Genomic DNA, 16,361 nt, shown 5'->3' on the forward strand with positions numbered 1-16,361 from the left:
AGAATATTTAAATTCTTCGATATACGAGGCCCGTCAGGAGGGCGAGGGCACCCGCCCCGAAGACGGGTGCCCGTGGGGTCAGCGGCCGAAGGCGATCGTCCGGCCCGCCTTGACCCGGTCCGCCTTGTACGTCACCTGGTCGATCGAGGCGCCCTTCGGGTCCACCAGGATGATGGTGTCCCCTTGGTTGTCCAGGCGCACGGCCCCGTCCAGCGTCACCCGCAGCGCCGCCCCGCCCTCGACGGTGCCGGTCAGCGCCTTGCGGCCGCCGGCCGCGTCCGACAGCGCCCAGCCCGCGAGGTCGATCGGCCCTGGGGTGAGGTTCAGCAGCGTGACCGTCTCGTGCCCGAGGTCGGCGCCGGCCGGGTCGGGGAGTGCCGCCATGATCAGCAGGTCGCCGGCCGCGACGAGCGGCGGCTTGACGGACGTTCCCGGCTGGGCCGGGTCCGGGGCGATGACGAACTCCTCGGGCCAGAGCGTGAGCCGGATCTGCTGCCCGGCGCCCTTGATCACGTCGTGCAGGTTGCCGCGTTCGAGCTTGCCCAGCAGGAACACCTCGTCGTCCCGGTTCACCGGGTCCGCCCGCAGCCACGCGTCGAAGCCGTCGAAGTCGGTGAACCCGGCCGCCAGGTACGGCACGATGCGGCGGAACAGCTTCGGCCACATCACCAGGCGTTCCGCGTCCGCCAGGCCGGTGACGGCGGCGGCGCCGTTCGGGTCGGCGGTGGAGCGGGGCCAGATGCCGACGGCCTTCCGCCTGGCGGCCTGCGACACCTCCGCCAGGTGCGTACGCAGCTCAGCGGGCAGCGTCGCGTAGAACGCCGGATAGACCAGCCCGGCGGCCAGCAGCGTGCCGTTCGCGGAGGCGTCCACGAGCGCCGGGTCCAGGAACACCGAGGACCCGTCGGCCCCCGGATGGTCGCCCGCGTAGACGAACCCGATCAGCCGGCCGTTCGCGTCGACCCCGTTCGTGAGCACGTGGCCGCGGATGGAGTCCTGGTCCGCGGACTGCACCTTGTTCGGCAGGTCCTCCCAGTAACGGACGTTCGTGAAGCCGAGCAGGCGCAGCAGCTCGTCCCGCGCCGCGTTCGCTCCGGCGAGCTCCTGGTGCGTCTCCTCGAAGTGGGTCTCCAGCGCGTCGATGGCCTCCAGGCGTACGGAGACGCCGCGGCCGTTGATCTTCGGTGGCCGGCCGGAGCGCCTGGGCAGCGTCTCCACCAGCGCGGGCGAGTCGGGCAGGAACTTCACGGTGTCGCCGTCGGGCTCGGGGCCCTGTCGCGGGAGATCCGCGTACCGGATCACGAAATTGCCGCGTAAGAGCGTGTAACTCATGGATTGCCCCCCATCTTGTGGCGAGCGGAGCGTAACTCGCCATCAGGGCAGCGTCCATGGCCCGGCGGCGACCCCCGTGCGGCGGTCAGCCCAGGCGGGTCTGGAGCCCGTCGAGGACCCGCTGGAGGCCGTACTCGAAGTTGTCCTGGTCGGACTTGGACACGTCCTGGCCGCGCTGCGCGGCGTAGCGGGCGCGCAGGCGCGGGTAGTCCTGGACGGCCCGCTCGGCCGCCGGCCACAGGCGCTCCACCCACTCCTGCTCGGTCTGGCCGCTACGGGCGATCATGGAGAGCACCGCGGCCTCGCCGGTGGACACGCCGAGCACGTACGCGACGAGCGTGTTCATCGCCTGGTCGGCCTCGTCGAGCGAGAAACCGGCGGCCTCGAAGACGCCGAGCAGGTGCTCGGTCTGCCGGAGCATGTTGGGCCCGAGATAGGCGAGGCCCACCTCGCCGAGCTTGGCGGCGATCCAGGGATGGCGCAGGATCGTGGCGCGCAGGCTGCGGGCCACCTGCTCGATGCTCGCCCGCCACCCGGCGGCGTCGGCCTGCTCGGGCAGCGGCAGCTCGCCGTAGACCTCGTCCACGGCCAGCTCGAACAGCTCGTCCTTGTTGGCGACGTGGCGGTAGAGCGAGGTGGCCCCGGCGTTGAGCCTGCTGCCCAGGCGGCGCATGCTCAGGGCGTCGATGCCCTCCTCGTCGAGCAGCCGCACGGCTTCGGCCACGATCTGCTCGCGGCTCAGCGCGGGCTGCTCCCGCTCACGGCGCGGTCTCGCCCACACCGAGGGGATGGGCTGTTCGTCTGATGGCATGCCTTTACCATAGCGCACATCGTACGCATGTGCGTACGATGAACCGGCCGGGGTCACGTGATTCCGGTGGCGACGGTGCGGGCGTGGTCGGCCATCCGGTCCGCGCCCAGCTCGGCCAGGGCCGCGGCGGCCGCGCCCAGCAGCGGCGCGGCCTCCTCGCCGCGGCCGAGCGCGACCAGCGCCTCCCCCTCGGTGACCAGGGCCAAGTGCTCGCCGCGCTGGTCGCCGAGCTGCCTGAAGCGGGCGCGCGCCCGGACGGCGTGGCCGATGCCGTCGTCCGGCCGGCCCTCGGCCAGGCTGGTCCTGGCGCTGAGCCAGAGGAGCCAGGCGGCGCCATAGGGGTCGTCCGTCTGCGCCAGTGCCTCGATGGCCTGGTCGACGGCCGAACGCGCGGTGGGCGGGTCGCCGTGCCGGAGCGCGATGCCGGCCAGGCGCCCCAGGATGTTCGCGATGGAGGCGTTCGCTCCCAGCCGGTGGGCGATGGACACGGCGCGGTCGAGGAGCTCACGGGCTGCGTCGTACTTGCCCAGCACGGACAGTCCGCTCGCGAGGTCGCGCAGCGTGGCGGCGAGCAGGATCTCCTCCCCGGCGGCCCGCGCCGCCTCCACCGCCCGTCCGGCCAGCTCCACGGCGCGCTCCGGCTCTCCCGCCTCGAGGAGGCAGAACGAGAGCGCGCCGAGAGCGTGCGCGTACTCATAGGGTGCGGGCAACCGCTCCAAGGCGTCCACACATCGGCGCAATCCGGCGGTGGCCTCCGCGAGGAAGCCTCTGGCCAGCATCTGGCCGTTGCGGTTGTGCTCGGCCCGCCACGCCAGGCGCTCGTCGCCCGCCGCCAGCGCGGCCTTCCTGATCAACGTGAGGAGGCGCTCGATCTCCTGCCTGCCCACGTAGACGTCGAGGAAGGGCGTGACGCGGTCCATGAGGGCCGCGGCCTGCGCCTGCCGGCCATGGTCGCAGGCCCGTTCGACGGCGTCGAACAGTTGCCGGTGCTCGGCGAGCAACCACCGCAACGGAGCATCGGTGAGCTCGGCCACCTGGCTTTCCGGGAGCGTGGCCACCGGCTCGTACGGATCTGGCCGCAGATCGTCCAGAGAGCTATGACCGTCCAGCTTCCGGTGGCACCTGTCGGCGAGGGTCAGCAGGGTGTCCATGTATCGGCGGGCGGCGGCACGGGTGGCGGCCGGATCATCGTCCGCGAGCAGCTCCCGCGCGTACACCGAGAGCAGGTCGTGCAGCCGGTAACGGGGCTCGCCGCTGACATCGGTGCCGACAGCCTCCAGGAGGTTGGCCCGCAGGAGGTGCTCGACCAGCGGCTCGCCGTCCGCGACGCCCGCCAGCACGCCGAGCGACCACGCGGCGAAGTCGGAGCCGTTGAGCAGCCCCGCGCGCCGGAAGGCCGTCGCGGCCGGCTCCGGCAGCGCCTCGTAGCTGAGCTCCAGGCTGGGACGTACGGCGAGATCGTCGGTGACCAGCTCGTCCAGCCGCCGCGACTCGTCCTGCAGCCGCGCGGCCAGCCGTGCCAGCGACCAGTTGGGGCGTACCGCCAGCCGCGCCCCCGCGATGCGCAGCGCCAGCGGGAGCCGGCCACAGGCCGCCGCGATGGCGTCGGCCGCGGCGGGCTCGCGGGCGACGCGCGCGTGTCCGATCAGCCGTCCCAGCAGCTCGCGCGACTCCTCGTCGCTGAACGGGGCCATCTGGACGACATCGACCCCGGGCAGGCCCACCAGGTGCCGGCGGCTGGTGAGCAGCACGAGACAGCGTGCCTCGCCCGGCAGCAGCGGCTCGATCTGCGGGACGTCCGCGACGTCGTCGAGCAGGAGCAGGATCCGGCGGCCCGCGAACCGGGCGCGCATGGCGGCGGAGCGCTGTTCCAGGCCGTCGGGGATGGAGGCCGGGTGAGTGCCGGTGCTCTGCAGCAGCTCCGCGAGCATCTCGGCGGGATCGCGCGGGCGTCCGGGCGACGATCCGTCCAGCCGCAGGTACAGCTGACCGTCCGGGAACCGGTCCGCGAGCCGATGGGCCAGATCGACGGCGAGGGCCGACTTGCCGACGCCCGGCGGGCCGCACAGCATCACGATCGGCAGCCCGTCGGCGTCCTGAGAGCCGGCGCGGGCCTCCCCGGCCGCGATCACGTCGGCACGGACGACCAGGTCCGCCGAGGTGGGCGGAAGCTGGTTCAGCACGTGCCATTCCGGCCCGGGGGCACTCCTGGCATCGGGCTCAACGAGGCGCTCGGTGTGGTCGGCGAGCTGGAGATCGGGGATGCCGGAGAGCACGGCCTCGTGCAGCCGGCGCAGCTCCTCGCCCGGGTCGAGCCCGAGCTCGTCACGGAGCAGGCGCTCGACCGTCCGGTACGCCTCCAGCGACTCCGCCTGGCGGCCGCAGCGGTAGAGGGCCAGCATGAACTGGGCCCAGAGCCGTTCACGCAGCGGATGGGCCGTCGTGGCGACGGCGAGATCCGCGACGATCTCGGCGTGCAGGCCGAGCTGGAGGCGCAGGTCGAACGAGCGCTCCAGGACGTCGATGCGCCGCTCGGCGAGCCCGGCGAGCCGGTCGCGGTGCAACGACTCCGACGGTACGTTGCCCAGCACCGGCCCCCGCCACAACGCCAGCGCCTGCCCCAGCAGGTCGGCCTCCTCGGCGACGGCGCCCGCCCGCGCCGCCCGCGCGGCCAGGTCGAGCAGGTGGAAGAACCGGGCCAGGTCGAGGTCTCCGGGTCCCGCCTCGATGCGGTAGCCCTGCTCCCGCGTCTGGATCAGCTTCCCCGCGTCACCGAGCGTGCGGCGCAGCCGCCCGATGTGCGTGTGCACGGCACCCCGGGCGTTGTCCGGGGCACTGCCGTCCCACAGCGGTTCGGCGAGCCGATCGGCCGAGACGTACTGGTTGTGGTGGAGCAGGAGCGTCGCCAGGACGATGCGCTGCTTGGCCGCCGGGATCTCGATCGCCTCTCCGGCGCGGATCACTTCGAGCGGCCCCAGGACGCGGAACTCCCACCGTGTCTCGCTCTCCATCACCGGCCCCCGCCCGGCTGGGACCCGCGCCGCGCGATCAGCGCCTCGACCCCGTCGAGCAGCAGGTCGAGCCCGAAGCGGAAGTCGCCGTCCTCCGTCCAGCCGTCGGCCTCCCCGGGCAGCCCCGACCGCAGCGCGGCCGACAGAGCCGGGTAGGCATGCGGCTCCACCACCTCGACGAGCATGGCGCCGTAGTCGGACGGATGCACGACGGGGTCACCGGGCTCGGGCTCCAGCATGCCGGCGATCGTCGTGGCGGAGGTCAGCGCGTAGCCGGAGAGCGTGGTGGCGACGTTGAACTTCTCCCCGGTGCCGAGCGAAGTGCCGGCGAGCGCGTCCAGGACGCGCTCGAGCCAGGACAGCCGCCGCGGCCCCATGGGCGGGGTGAGGTACGGGAGGGACAGCAGCCACGGGCGGCCCAGCAGGAAGTCGCGGTTGGCCCTGGTCCACGCGGCCAGGTAGGCACGCCAGGCCAGGTCGCCTAGCTCGGGCGGGGCGGGGAGGGCGCCGTCGCACATGACGGTCAGGAGCTCTTCCTTGCTGCCGACGTACCGGTACAGCGTCATCGGCGCGACGCCGACCCGGACGGCGACGCTGCTCATGGAGACGCCGGCCAGCCCTTCGGCGTCCGCGATCGCGATGGCCGCCGCCGTGATGGTCCCCAGGTCGAGGCGTGGCCGCGGGCCTCGGCGCGGGGCCGGCTCGCGCCCCCACATCCGCGCCATGACGGGCGGAATCTGTGACATGTGTCCCCCGTAACTCTGTATGACCTACAGAGTAGATCGTACAGAGTTTTCCGCCAGGGAGCGGTTCGCCCGCTACGGGCGCTGGTGGCCGAAGCGGGCCGGTTTCGGGCCGCGCAGGCGGACCTCCGGATCGGTCATCGCCTGGTGAGGGGAGGGCCGCTCGAGCGCGGGCTCGACGACCGGCTCCGCCTCGCCCGCCTGCACGATCCGCCGTACGAGCCGCTCCCGCAGCCGGGCCGCCACCTCCGCGTGCGACGGGAATCCCGCCAGGTTGACCAGCTCGTACGGGTCGTTCTCCAGGTCGTACAGCGCCTGCTCGCGATAGACGGGAGCGGCGGGGTCGTCCCACGGGTGGGCGTCCTCGGCGACCGCGTAGTACTTCCACCGCGACGTACGGATCCCGCGCCCCACCTCCGACTCGCTGACCTGGAAGAACACCTCCTCCGGCCAGTCGGCGCGCGGGTCGCGCACCAGCGGCAGGAACGAGCGTCCCTGCATCGCGTCGGGGACCGGCAGCCCCGCGGCCTCCAGGAGCGTGGGCGGCAGGTCCAGCGTGCTGACCGGGCGGGTGACGGCGCCGCCGCCGTCGAAGCCGGGGCCGCGCAGGGCCAGGGGCACGCGGAGGGAGGCGTCGTGGCAGGAGCGCTTGTACTCGCCGTTGCGGGTCTTGAAGTGGTTGCCGTGGTCGGAGGTGTACGCCACGATCGTGTCGTCCAGCAGGTCCATGCTGCGCAGCGCGTCGAGCAGCCGCCCGAGCCCCTCGTCCAGGCGCTTGACCTGCCCCAGATAGCCGCCCATGTGCTGGTGGGCCGTGCCGGGGAGCGCGGCCAGGTCCGGGGGCATCCAGCGGCCCTGATGGCGCTCCTCGTACCCGTCGGGCGCCGGGTAGTTGTCGACCTCGTTCTGGTGGTGCGGCTCCAGGAAGGACAGGAAGAGGAAGAACGGCTCGTCGTGGTGGTCGGCGACGAACCGGACGGCCGCGTCCACGAGCGCGTCCGAGCGGTAGCCGGGCAGGAGCACGGGCTCGTCCGCCTCGTCGTACACGATCGTGCGGTACGCGTCCGACGTGTGCTCGAGGGCGTTGGCCGCCAGCCACGACCGGTAGCCGCCGCGCCGGCCGGCGGGCACCGGCTCGCTGCCGCCCAGGTGCCACTTGCCGATGTAGCCGGTGGCGTAGCCGGCCGCGCCGAAGTGGTGTGCCAGCGTGCGCTCCTCCGGCGGCAGGACGAGGCCGTTGCGGTGGACGCCGGCCGTGGTCGGGTAGCGGCCCGTCTGCAGGGCGGCACGGGCGGGCGCGCAGACCGGCTGCGGGGTGAGCGCGACCGTGGCCTGCGTGCCGTGCCGGGCCATCCGGTCGAGGTTCGGGGTGAAGGGGCCGACGGTGTCCCACCGCTGCTGGTCGGTGAAGAACACGATCACGTTCGGACGCAAGAGGACAACTCCTGAGTGACGAGGGTTTTGGGCTAGGAAGAGCCCCGCCGGAGGAAGGCCCAGGAGCGGACGATCTCGCGGGCGGGCGGCGGCTGCTCGGCCTGGAGGCGGTCGAAGAGCAGGCGTACGACGTCGATGTGGTCGTGCCTGCGCGGGCCGACGGTGCTGAGCTGCGGATTGCTGATGAGACCCTCGTCGATGTTGCCGACGCCGACGATCGCGACGTCGCCGGGCACGCTCAGCCCGGCGTCCCTGGCGGCCCAGATCGCGCTGATGGCCGCCCTGTCGGAGGCCGCGAAGATCGCGTCGGGGCGGTCGGGCGAGCGCAGCAGCTCGGCGGCGGTCTCGTAGGCCGACACGCGGTCGTCCGCGCCCGAGGTGATGATCCGCTCGGTCACGCCGTGCCGGTCCAGGACCGAGGTGTAGCCGAGCAGCCGTCCGGCGGGCCGGTCGCGGTAGAGCTCGTGGCGGTGCGCCAGGAACGCGATGCGCCGCCTGCCCTGGGCCAGCAGGTGCTCGACCGCTTCCGCGCACGCCTCGGCCTCGGGGGTGCGTACGAGGTCGCAGCCCTCGAGCCCGCTCTCGTTGCTCAGCACCACCATCGGCAGCCCGGTGGGGGCGAGCCCGGCGAGCAGTTCGCGGGTGAGGTGGTCGCCGACGACGTTCACCAGCGCGCCGTCGGCGATCCCGCCGCGCAGCGCCTCGACGGCGGCCTTCGCGCGGGCCTCGGAGTAGACGGCGAGCGTCACCACGGAGTAGCCGCGGGCGTCGGCCATCTCGTGCAGGTCGGTGGCCAGGCGCTCGTCGCTCGGCACGCCGCCGAGCGAGCTCAGCACCAGGCAGACGCGCTGGGTGCGGCGCTTGCGCAGGCTCCTGGCGGCCTGGTCGGGGGTGTAGCCGAGCTGTCTGGCGGCCTCGAGCACCCGCTGCCTGGTCTCGGCGGCGACGGGGCGGTCCCGGCCGCTGAGCACGTAGGAGACGGTCGCCACCGAGACGTTCGCCAGCTCGGCCACTTGTCGCGCTGTCGGCCTCATGTTAATCGAATAACCTGCTATCAGCTGGGCTGTTCCCGGTTTGAATGTTAATCGTTTAACACCGTAGTCATCGGTCGGGTGCCGGATCAACCCCTCGACTCGGGTTTTCCCTAGGGCGCTCCCGGAGGCGCGCGGGGCCGGCCGATGGCTAGCTTGGGTGCCCGTGACGCCTCTTCTGCCGGGCGATCCGGCGCAGCTGGGCGAGTACTGGCTGGCGGGCCGGCTGGGCGCGGGCGGGCAAGGGGTTGTGTACGACGCGTACGACGACGCCGGGCGGCGGGTGGCGATCAAGGTCGTCCACCCGGACCTCCTGGAGCACCGGGGGGCGCGGGCCGACTTCGTCAAGGAGGTGACCGCCGCGCGGAAGGTGGCCGCCTTCTGCACGGCCAGCATCATCGACGCCGAGCTGGACGGGCCCAGGCCGTACATCGTGAGCGAGCACATCGAGGGCCCCAGCCTGCGCGCGGCCGTGGAGCAGCAGGGGCCGTTCGACGCCGGCAGGCTGCACCGGCTGGCCGTCGGGGTGGCCACGGCGCTGGCCGCGATCCACGACGCGGACGTCGTGCACCGGGACCTGAAGCCGGGCAACGTGCTGCTCGGGCCGGACGGGCTACGCGTGATCGACTTCGGGCTGGCCAGGACGGGGGAGATGTCGCAGACGACCGAGGGCGGGTTCGCGGCGGGCACGCCGCCGTACATGGCGCCCGAGCGGCTGGCCGGGCGGCGCGGCGGGGCCGCCGTGGACGTGTGGGCGTGGGGCGCGGTGATGCTGTACGCGGCCACCGGGCGGCCGCCGTTCTCCGGCGACCTCGCGCTCCTCCGGTACCAGGTGGCGAGCACGCGGCCGGACTTCACGGTGCTGGCGGAGCCGCTGCGGCGGCTGGTCACGGAGGCGATGTCGCTGGACGCGGCGGACCGGCCGACGGCGCGCTCCCTGCTGATCGACCTGATCGCCACGCGCGCCGACCGCCCCGACCCGGAGGGCCGGGAGAGCGGGCTCGCCGGGTTGGCCGGCGGGGAGGGCCGGTTCGCCGGGTTGGCCGGAGCGGCAGGCGGGTTGGTCGGCGGGGAGGGCGGGCTCGCCGGGTTGCTCAGCACCGGCAGTCGGGCCGCGCGGGAGGTCCGGCCGCCTGCCGGGCTGGTCACGCCGTCGCCCGCCGAACTCGCCGAGGACGTCTACGGCTCCCTCAGCCCCGAGGACCAGGCGCTCGTACCTCCGGCCCTGCTCCGTATGGTCCTCTCGGACGAGCGCGCCGAGACCGCGCTGCGGGAGGCCACCACCCGTCAGCTCATCGATGAGGCAGGGGACCCGGCCGGCGTGGAACGGGTGCTGCGCGCGTTCACCGACGCGGGGCTGCTCGTCGGCGAGGGCGAGTCCATCACGCTGGCCGCGGCGGCACTGCTGAGGGCCTGGCCGCGCCTCCAGGGCTGGGTGGAATCGGATCGCGAGGGGCTGACCGTCCACCACGCGCTGAACCGCGCCGCCACCACCTGGCACGCGAACGGCCGCCGGCCCGACGACCTCTTCCGTGGCACGATCCTGGACCGGACCGTCGAGTGGGCCACGAACGGACGCGTGCTGCTCCAGCCGAACCGGCTCGAGCAGGCGTTCCTGGACGCGTCCCAGGAACGTACCCGTGACCTGGCCAGGCGGCGCAGGCGCGTCAGGGGCACGATCGCCGCGCTGGTCGCGGTGCTGCTGGCGGCGGTGGGCGTCGTGGTCGTACAGAACGTGCTGGGCACGCGCCAGCGGGACACCTCGGTCGCCAGGCAGGTGGCCGCGCTGGCGGACCGGACGCGGGCCAGGGACCCGCTGACGGCGCTGCTGCTGAGCGTGGCCGCGTGGCGGATCGCGCCCGTGACCGAGGCGCGGGCCGCCATGCACGCCTCGCTGGCCCAGCGCGCACGCTCCGCCTTCCGGCCCGCTCCCGTCTCAGGCTCGGCCCGCTTCGACCTCAGCGCCGACGGCACACGGCTGGCCGTGGTGGACGGCGGCCGGTTCACGCTGTGGGACGTGGCCGCCGGGCGGCCCGTCCGCGCCTTCGACGGCGTGAGCGGCGCAGTGAACGAGCGCATGAACAGACCCGTCCGTGCCTCCGACGGCGTGAGTGGATCGGTGAACGCGATCGCGCTCAGCGCCGACGGCCGTCGGCTGGCCGTGGCGGGCGAGCGGTCCGTCTCCGTGTGGGACACCGAGCGCGGGGTGCGGATCGCCGAGCTCGGGGAGGTGGCGCGGGAGGTGGCGTTCAGCCCGAGGCGCCTGCTGCTGGCCGCCATCACACCCGAGGGCCGCGCCCGCGTGTGGGACCTCACCAGCCAGCGCCCGCTGGACGTCGGGGACGCCCGGGAGGTCGCGTTCTCCGCCGACGACGCGCTGATGGCCGCGCTGCTGCCCGGCGGCCGGTACGAGCTGCGCGACTGGCAGGGCGTCCTGGCCCGGCTGCCCGGCGAGGCGGTCGCGTTCAACCCGGTCCGGCGTGAGCTGGCGGTGCGGACGGGCGGCGGCGTCCGCTTCTGGGACCTCGACGCGCGGCGGTGGCGCGGGCCCACATTGAAGGGGGTCGAGGCCCGCGAGCTGCGCTTCAGCCAGGACGGCCGCTTCCTGGCCGCCTACGACGGCGCCACCATCGGCCTGTGGACGGCCGGCGCGAATGCGGGGCCGGGGCCGGTCGGTGGACGCCCGTCCTCCCTCGGCGCAGCCGGCGAGCCCGGACCGGCCGGTGTGCGGCTGCTCTCCTACCCGGTCGGTGAGCTCGTGCGCGGGCTGCGGCTGGGCGACGGCACGCTCGCCTTCGGCCTGCTCGACGGCACCGTCGCGACCCTCGACATCGCGGACCTCACCCGCCCGCGCACCCTGGCGGCCGGGGTCCAGTCCGGGCTGATCGACCCGGCGCGGCGGACGGTGATCGTGACGCGCCCGAAGGCGGAAGCCTGGCACCTGGCCACCCTGGAGAGGCTGGCGACCTTGCCGGTCACCCCGACCGCCATGGCGCTGAGCCCCGACGGCGTCCTCCTGGCCGTCGGGACCGCCGATCCCGCGCGGGTGTCGCTCTGGGACCTCGCCACGGGCAGGAGGGAGCGGACGATCCCGGTCAAGGGCGCGACCGAGGTGGGCGGGCTCGCGTTCGGCCCCGACGGCACGGCGCTGGCGGTGGCACCGTTCCAGGAGACCGTCACCCCGCCCGCGAGCAACTGGCGAGACGTCCAGCTCTGGGACGTCCGCCGCGGGGTCAGAACGCGCACGCTGACCGTACCCGGCGGCTCCGGCATGGTCTTCCGCCCCGACGGCCGCGAGCTGGCGGTGAACGGCGCGGACGGCGCGCTCGCGTCGCTGGACTCGCCGGCGGCCGTCGCCCGGCCGTTCGGGGAAAGCGCGGACGGCGTACGGGCCGTCGCCTACAGCCCGGACGGCACGGTCATCGCCACCGGCGCCCTGGCCACCGGGGTGACGCTCTGGACCGCCGCCGACCGACGCCTGCTGGCCCGCCTGCCGGTCAAGGGGTTCGAGGCGGTGGACCTGCTGGCGTTCGCGCCTGACGGACGGACGCTGGCGTTGGGCGGCTCGCACCGCGTCCAGCTCTGGGACGTCGCCGAACGCGCGCCGCTCGGCCCGCCTGTCGTGTACCCGGCCGGCGAGGTGGTCGCGCTGGCCTTCGACGCCGGCGACCTGCGCACGCTGCGTACGGACGGCACGCTCGGCGACCATCCGGCCGCCTTCGCGAACGTGGCCGCCGCGCTGTGCGCCCGGGCCGGCCGGCCGCTCTCCAGGAGCGACTGGGACCGGCTCATCCCCGGCGCGCCCTACCGCCCGATCTGCTGACAGGAGACGACATGCAGCCCACCCCCGACATCCTCGCCCTCCAGGTGACACCCCAGCCAGCCGTCCTGGACACCGCCCCGGTCGAGATCACCGTCGAGGCGTCCACCGAGAACGCCACCCGGCTCCGCGGATGGGTCGTGAGCCCGGGCGGAATACGCGTACCGCTCGACTTCACCGCCCAGCCGCCGCCCTGCAACTGGCGGGCCACGCACCCGCTCCAGCCGGGGGACCAGGAGGGAGGGTGGCACGTCGAGGCGCGCGCCGGGCGGGCGGTGGCCGTCCAGGACTTCGACGTCGAACGGCGCGGCGCCAAGGCCGAGGCGCGGTTCGTGGACTTCGACGCCCAGCCCCGCCAGGCCGCCAGGGGCGACCTGGTACGGCTCACCGGCCGGCTCGAGCTGGTCAAGGGCAGCGCCTCCGTACCGGCCGGGGGCCTGGCCGTGGTGATCGCGTTCCACGAGCAGGAGACGTGCGGGTGGCGGGAGCTCGGGGAGGCGGTCACCGACGACCTCGGCCGGTTCGGCACCGAGGCCCCCGTCATGGAGAGCGGCGACTGGCGGGCCGAGGTCCGCAGCACGCCCGACGTGATCGGCGTGGTGAGCGCTACGGTGTTCGTGGAGGCGCTGGCCGAGCAGAAGTACGACACGGAGATCGTCGACTACCGGGTGCGGCGGTCGGGCGGCGACACCGTCCACACGGGACGACTGCGCGGCAAGCCGGTCTCCGCCTGGCAGTGGCTGGGCAACCAGCGGATCTGGGTCTTCTACCGCAAGCCGGGCGCGCCGTCCGGCGCGTTCAACTCGGTCAACAAGAGCACCCTGACCAGGGACAGTCCCATCATCCGCAGGGGCCGCTTCGAGGTGCGCACGGGGGCGGAGAACGGGGGCGCGTGGCAGATCCGGTACTTCGGCACCAACCTGGCGGCGGGCGACGAGAGCGATCCCAAGCCCGCGCCGTGATCGTCGCGGACGTATCCGTCATGCTGGTACGGAAGTGAAGGTTCGACGTCTGACGGAGTGTTCCGCATGTCCATTGAGCTCCAGTCCACCGGTACGTTCACCATCGGTGGCAAGAGCGTTCACCGCCTCGGCTTCGGCGCCATGAGTCTCACCGGGCCCGGCGTCTGGGGGCCGCCCCGCGACCGCGACGAGGCCGTCCGGGTGCTGCGCCGGGCCGTCGAGCTGGGCGTCGACTTCATCGACACCGCCGATTCGTACGGGCCGTACGTCAGCGAGGAGATCATCCGGGAGGCGCTGCATCCGTACCCCGAGCAGCTCCTGATCGCGACCAAGGCCGGGTTCGTACGTCCGGGGCCGGGCAAGTGGGTGGTCGTGGGCCGGCCCGCGTACCTGCGGCAGGAGGTTGAGATGAGCCTGCGCCGGCTCGGTCTGGAGCGGATCGACCTGCTCCAGCTGCACCGCATCGACCCGGAGGTGCCGCTGGAGGAGCAGCTCGGCGAGCTCAAGGAGCTCCAGGACGAAGGCAAGATCGGCAGTGTCGGCCTGTCGGAGGTGAGCGTGGAGGAACTGGAGCGGGCGCGGCGAATCGTCGAGATCGTCACCGTGCAGAACCGCTACAACCTCACCAACCGCTTCTCCGAGAACGTGCTGGAGCACTGCGAGGAGCAGGGGATCGGGTTCATCCCCTACAGCCCCATCGCCAAGGGCGCGCTGGCGGCCCCCGGCAGCCCCGTCGACCACGTCGCCAAGGTCGTTGGCGCTACGTCCGCGCAGGTCAGCCTGGCCTGGCTGCTTGCCCGTTCGCCGGTGGCGATGCCGATTCCCGGCACCTCCACGGTGGCCCACCTGGAGGAGAACCTGGCCGCCTCCACCGTGGAGCTGACGGCCGAGCAGGTGAGCGAGCTGACCGCGGCCCGCTGACCGCCGAAGCATATGAGCGGGCCGAACCGCGGCCCGGCTGAGCGCCGAAGCAGGTGAGCGGGGCGGAACCGCAGCCCGCTGACCGCCCCTGTGGCGGGCCCCGGTTGAGGGGCCCGCCGTGGCGGGTCAGCCCAGGCCGTTCCTCATGGCCGTGATCAGCTCGCCGTTGGTGGTGTCGCCGCTGAGCTCCCAGAAGAACGCGCCGCCGAGGCTCTGGCTCTTCGAGTAGCTCATCTTGCCGCCGATCGTGCTCGGCGTGTCATAGCTCCACCACTGGCCGCCGCAGTACGCGTACGCCGTGCCCGCGACCGTGCCGGTGGCCGGGCAGCGGGTCTTGAGCACCTTGTAGTCCTCGATGCCCTGCTCGTACGTGCCCGGCGCCGCTCCCGTGGCCGTGCCGCCCGGCCCGGCCTGCGTGACCCCGGTCCAGCCGCGGCCGTAGAAGCCGATGCCGAGCAGCAGCTTGCTCGACGGCACGCCCTTGCTCTTGAGCTTCTGGATCGCGGCGTCGGAGTAGAAGCCCGGGGTCGGGATCCCGGAGTAGGAGGTGAGCGGCGAGTGCGGGGCGGTCGGGCCCTGCGGTGCGAAGGCGCCGAAGTAGTCGTACGTCATGACGTTGTACCAGTCGACGTACTGCGCGGCACCGGCGTAGTCGGCTGCGTCGATCTTGCCGCCGTTGGTGCCGTCGGCGGTGATGGCCGCCGTGACCAGGTTGCCGGAGCCGAAGCGCGAGCGCAGCGCCGACATGACGTTCCTGAACGCGGCCGGGCCGCTGGTGTCGCAGGTGAGGCCGCAGGCGTTCGGGTACTCCCAGTCGATGTCGATGCCGTCGAACACGTCCGCCCAGCGCGGGTCCTCGACCAGCTTGTAGCAGGAGTCGGCGAACGCGGCCGGGTTCTGCGCGGCCTGGGTGAAGCCGCCGGACCAGGTCCAGCCGCCGAAGGAGAAGAGCACCTTCAGCTTCGGGTACTTCTTCTTGAGCTTGCGCAGCTGGTTGAAGCTGCCGCGCAGCGCGCCGGTGTCCCACGTGTCGGCCACGCCGTCCACGCTCTCGCTCGCCTGGTAGAAGCGGTCGTAGTCGGCGTAGCTGTCGCCGATCGTGCACTGGCCGTTCTGCACGTTTCCGAACGCGTAGTTGATGTGGGTCAGCTTGGCGGCCGAGCCGCTCGTGTCGATGTTCTTGACGTGGTAGCCGCGCTGGTAGACGCCCCACTGCACGAAGTAGCCGAGCACCTTGTTCCCGCCGCCTCCGCTGCCGCCCGTCGTGGTGGCAGTGATGGCGTTGCTGGTGGCGGAGCGGTTGCCGGCGGCGTCGCGGGCGCGGACGGTGTAGGTGTAGGCGGTGTTGGCGCTCAGTCCGGTGTCGGTGTGGGTGGTGCCGGTGACGGTGGTGATGAGGGTGCCGCCTCGGTAGAGCTCGTAGCCGGTGACGGCGACGTTGTCGGTGGCGGCGTCCCAGGCGAGGGAGACGCTGCTGCTGCTCACGCCGGTCGAGCGGACGTTGGCCGGGACCGAGGGCGGGGTGGTGTCCGTGCCGCCGCCGCCCGTCGTGGTGGCAGTGATGGCGTTGCTGGTGGCGGAGCGGTTGCCGGCGGCGTCGCGGGCGCGGACGGTGTAGGTGTAGGCGGTGTTGGCGCTCAGCCCGGTGTCGGTGTGGGTGGTGCCGGTGACGGTGGTGATGAGGGTGCCGCCTCGGTAGAGCTCGTAGCCGGTGACGGCGACGTTGTCGGTGGCGGCGTCCCAGGCGAGGGAGACGCTGCTGCTGCTCACGCCGGTCGAGCGCAGGTTGCCGGGGACGGAGGGCGGGGTGGTGTCCGTGCCGCCGCCGGTCGCGGGCTTCCAGAGGGCGGGGACGTTCGGGGGCTCCCAGCCGGGCTGGGAGGTGTGGCTCTGGATGCACTCGTACTCGACGCCGTTGTACGTGACGTGCGTGCCGGCCGTGTACGCCGTCCAGGGCGCCCACGCGGCCGCCGCGACGTACGCCGAGGCCGAGACCGGTGGCGGGGCGACCGCCACGGCGGTGAGGGGCAGCAGCAACGCCACCAGGATCTTGCTCAGGGTGCGGTGTCTCATGGCTCTCCGACATCCGGTTGGGGGGAGGGTGGATGGGGGGTGGGATGCCAGGAAACTATTAGTAAAGTTTCCTTTAAGATATGAGACGACGTTAGCCTCCGCCTGCGAAGGCGTCAATGCGTGAAATGCGGACCGAGCGCGCTGATCATGGAGTCACGGCGGGCTGGGGGAGTGGTTCCGGGCCCACGTGATGGAGACAGCGGGACCACCTCGCGCTTTGATC

10 protein-coding genes are annotated in these 16,361 nt (G+C 73.0%); 3 read left to right on the forward strand and 7 right to left on the reverse strand.

The window, feature by feature from the left end; genetic code table 11:
* Positions 1-78: 78 nt before the first annotated feature.
* The 6 genes from AB0H84_RS37830 to AB0H84_RS37855 all read right to left on the reverse strand — a co-directional run bounded on the left by AB0H84_RS37830 (position 79) and on the right by AB0H84_RS37855 (position 8,365).
* A complete protein-coding gene (locus AB0H84_RS37830) occupies positions 79-1,332 on the reverse strand; it encodes a lamin tail domain-containing protein (RefSeq protein WP_357615565.1) in 1,254 nt (417 codons plus the stop codon).
* A gap of 85 nt (positions 1,333-1,417) precedes the next feature.
* Positions 1,418-2,143, reverse strand: coding sequence for a TetR/AcrR family transcriptional regulator (locus AB0H84_RS37835; protein ID WP_357615568.1), 726 nt, complete (start codon positions 2,141-2,143; stop codon positions 1,418-1,420).
* Positions 2,144-2,196: 53 nt separating this feature from the next.
* Positions 2,197-5,154 (reverse strand): BTAD domain-containing putative transcriptional regulator, encoded by a 2,958-nt coding sequence (locus AB0H84_RS37840; RefSeq protein WP_357615571.1) that lies wholly within the window; start codon positions 5,152-5,154, stop codon positions 2,197-2,199.
* Positions 5,154-5,900: a TetR/AcrR family transcriptional regulator gene (locus tag AB0H84_RS37845; RefSeq protein WP_357615574.1), complete on the reverse strand. Its 747-nt coding sequence runs from the start codon at positions 5,898-5,900 to the stop codon at positions 5,154-5,156. The genes AB0H84_RS37840 and AB0H84_RS37845 overlap by 1 nt, the downstream gene beginning before the upstream one ends.
* A gap of 72 nt (positions 5,901-5,972) precedes the next feature.
* Positions 5,973-7,331, reverse strand: coding sequence for a sulfatase-like hydrolase/transferase (locus AB0H84_RS37850; RefSeq protein ID WP_357615577.1), 1,359 nt, complete (start codon positions 7,329-7,331; stop codon positions 5,973-5,975).
* 32 nt (positions 7,332-7,363) lie between these two features.
* Positions 7,364-8,365, reverse strand: coding sequence for a LacI family DNA-binding transcriptional regulator (locus AB0H84_RS37855; RefSeq protein ID WP_357615580.1), 1,002 nt, complete (start codon positions 8,363-8,365; stop codon positions 7,364-7,366).
* Positions 8,366-8,528: 163 nt separating this feature from the next.
* Here AB0H84_RS37855 and AB0H84_RS37860 point away from each other — a divergent pair, with 163 nt between their 5' ends.
* From AB0H84_RS37860 to AB0H84_RS37870, 3 genes are all read left to right on the forward strand, one after another.
* Entirely contained in the window at positions 8,529-12,185 is a 3,657-nt protein-coding gene (locus AB0H84_RS37860) for a serine/threonine-protein kinase (RefSeq protein WP_357615583.1), read from the forward strand.
* 11 nt (positions 12,186-12,196) lie between these two features.
* Positions 12,197-13,144: a hypothetical protein gene (locus AB0H84_RS37865; protein ID WP_357615586.1), complete on the forward strand. Its 948-nt coding sequence runs from the start codon at positions 12,197-12,199 to the stop codon at positions 13,142-13,144.
* Between the two features lie 66 nt (positions 13,145-13,210).
* Positions 13,211-14,065 (forward strand): aldo/keto reductase, encoded by an 855-nt coding sequence (locus AB0H84_RS37870; protein ID WP_357615589.1) that lies wholly within the window; start codon positions 13,211-13,213, stop codon positions 14,063-14,065.
* A 126-nt stretch (positions 14,066-14,191) separates the two neighbouring features.
* On the opposite strand, the gene AB0H84_RS37875 is transcribed toward AB0H84_RS37870, so the two are convergent.
* Positions 14,192-16,138: a glycosyl hydrolase family 18 protein gene (locus AB0H84_RS37875; protein WP_357615592.1), complete on the reverse strand. Its 1,947-nt coding sequence runs from the start codon at positions 16,136-16,138 to the stop codon at positions 14,192-14,194.
* Positions 16,139-16,361: the final 223 nt, after the last annotated feature.

It is taken from the genome of Nonomuraea sp. NPDC050786 (assembly GCF_040654115.1).
GTDB lineage: Bacteria > Actinomycetota > Actinomycetes > Streptosporangiales > Streptosporangiaceae > Nonomuraea.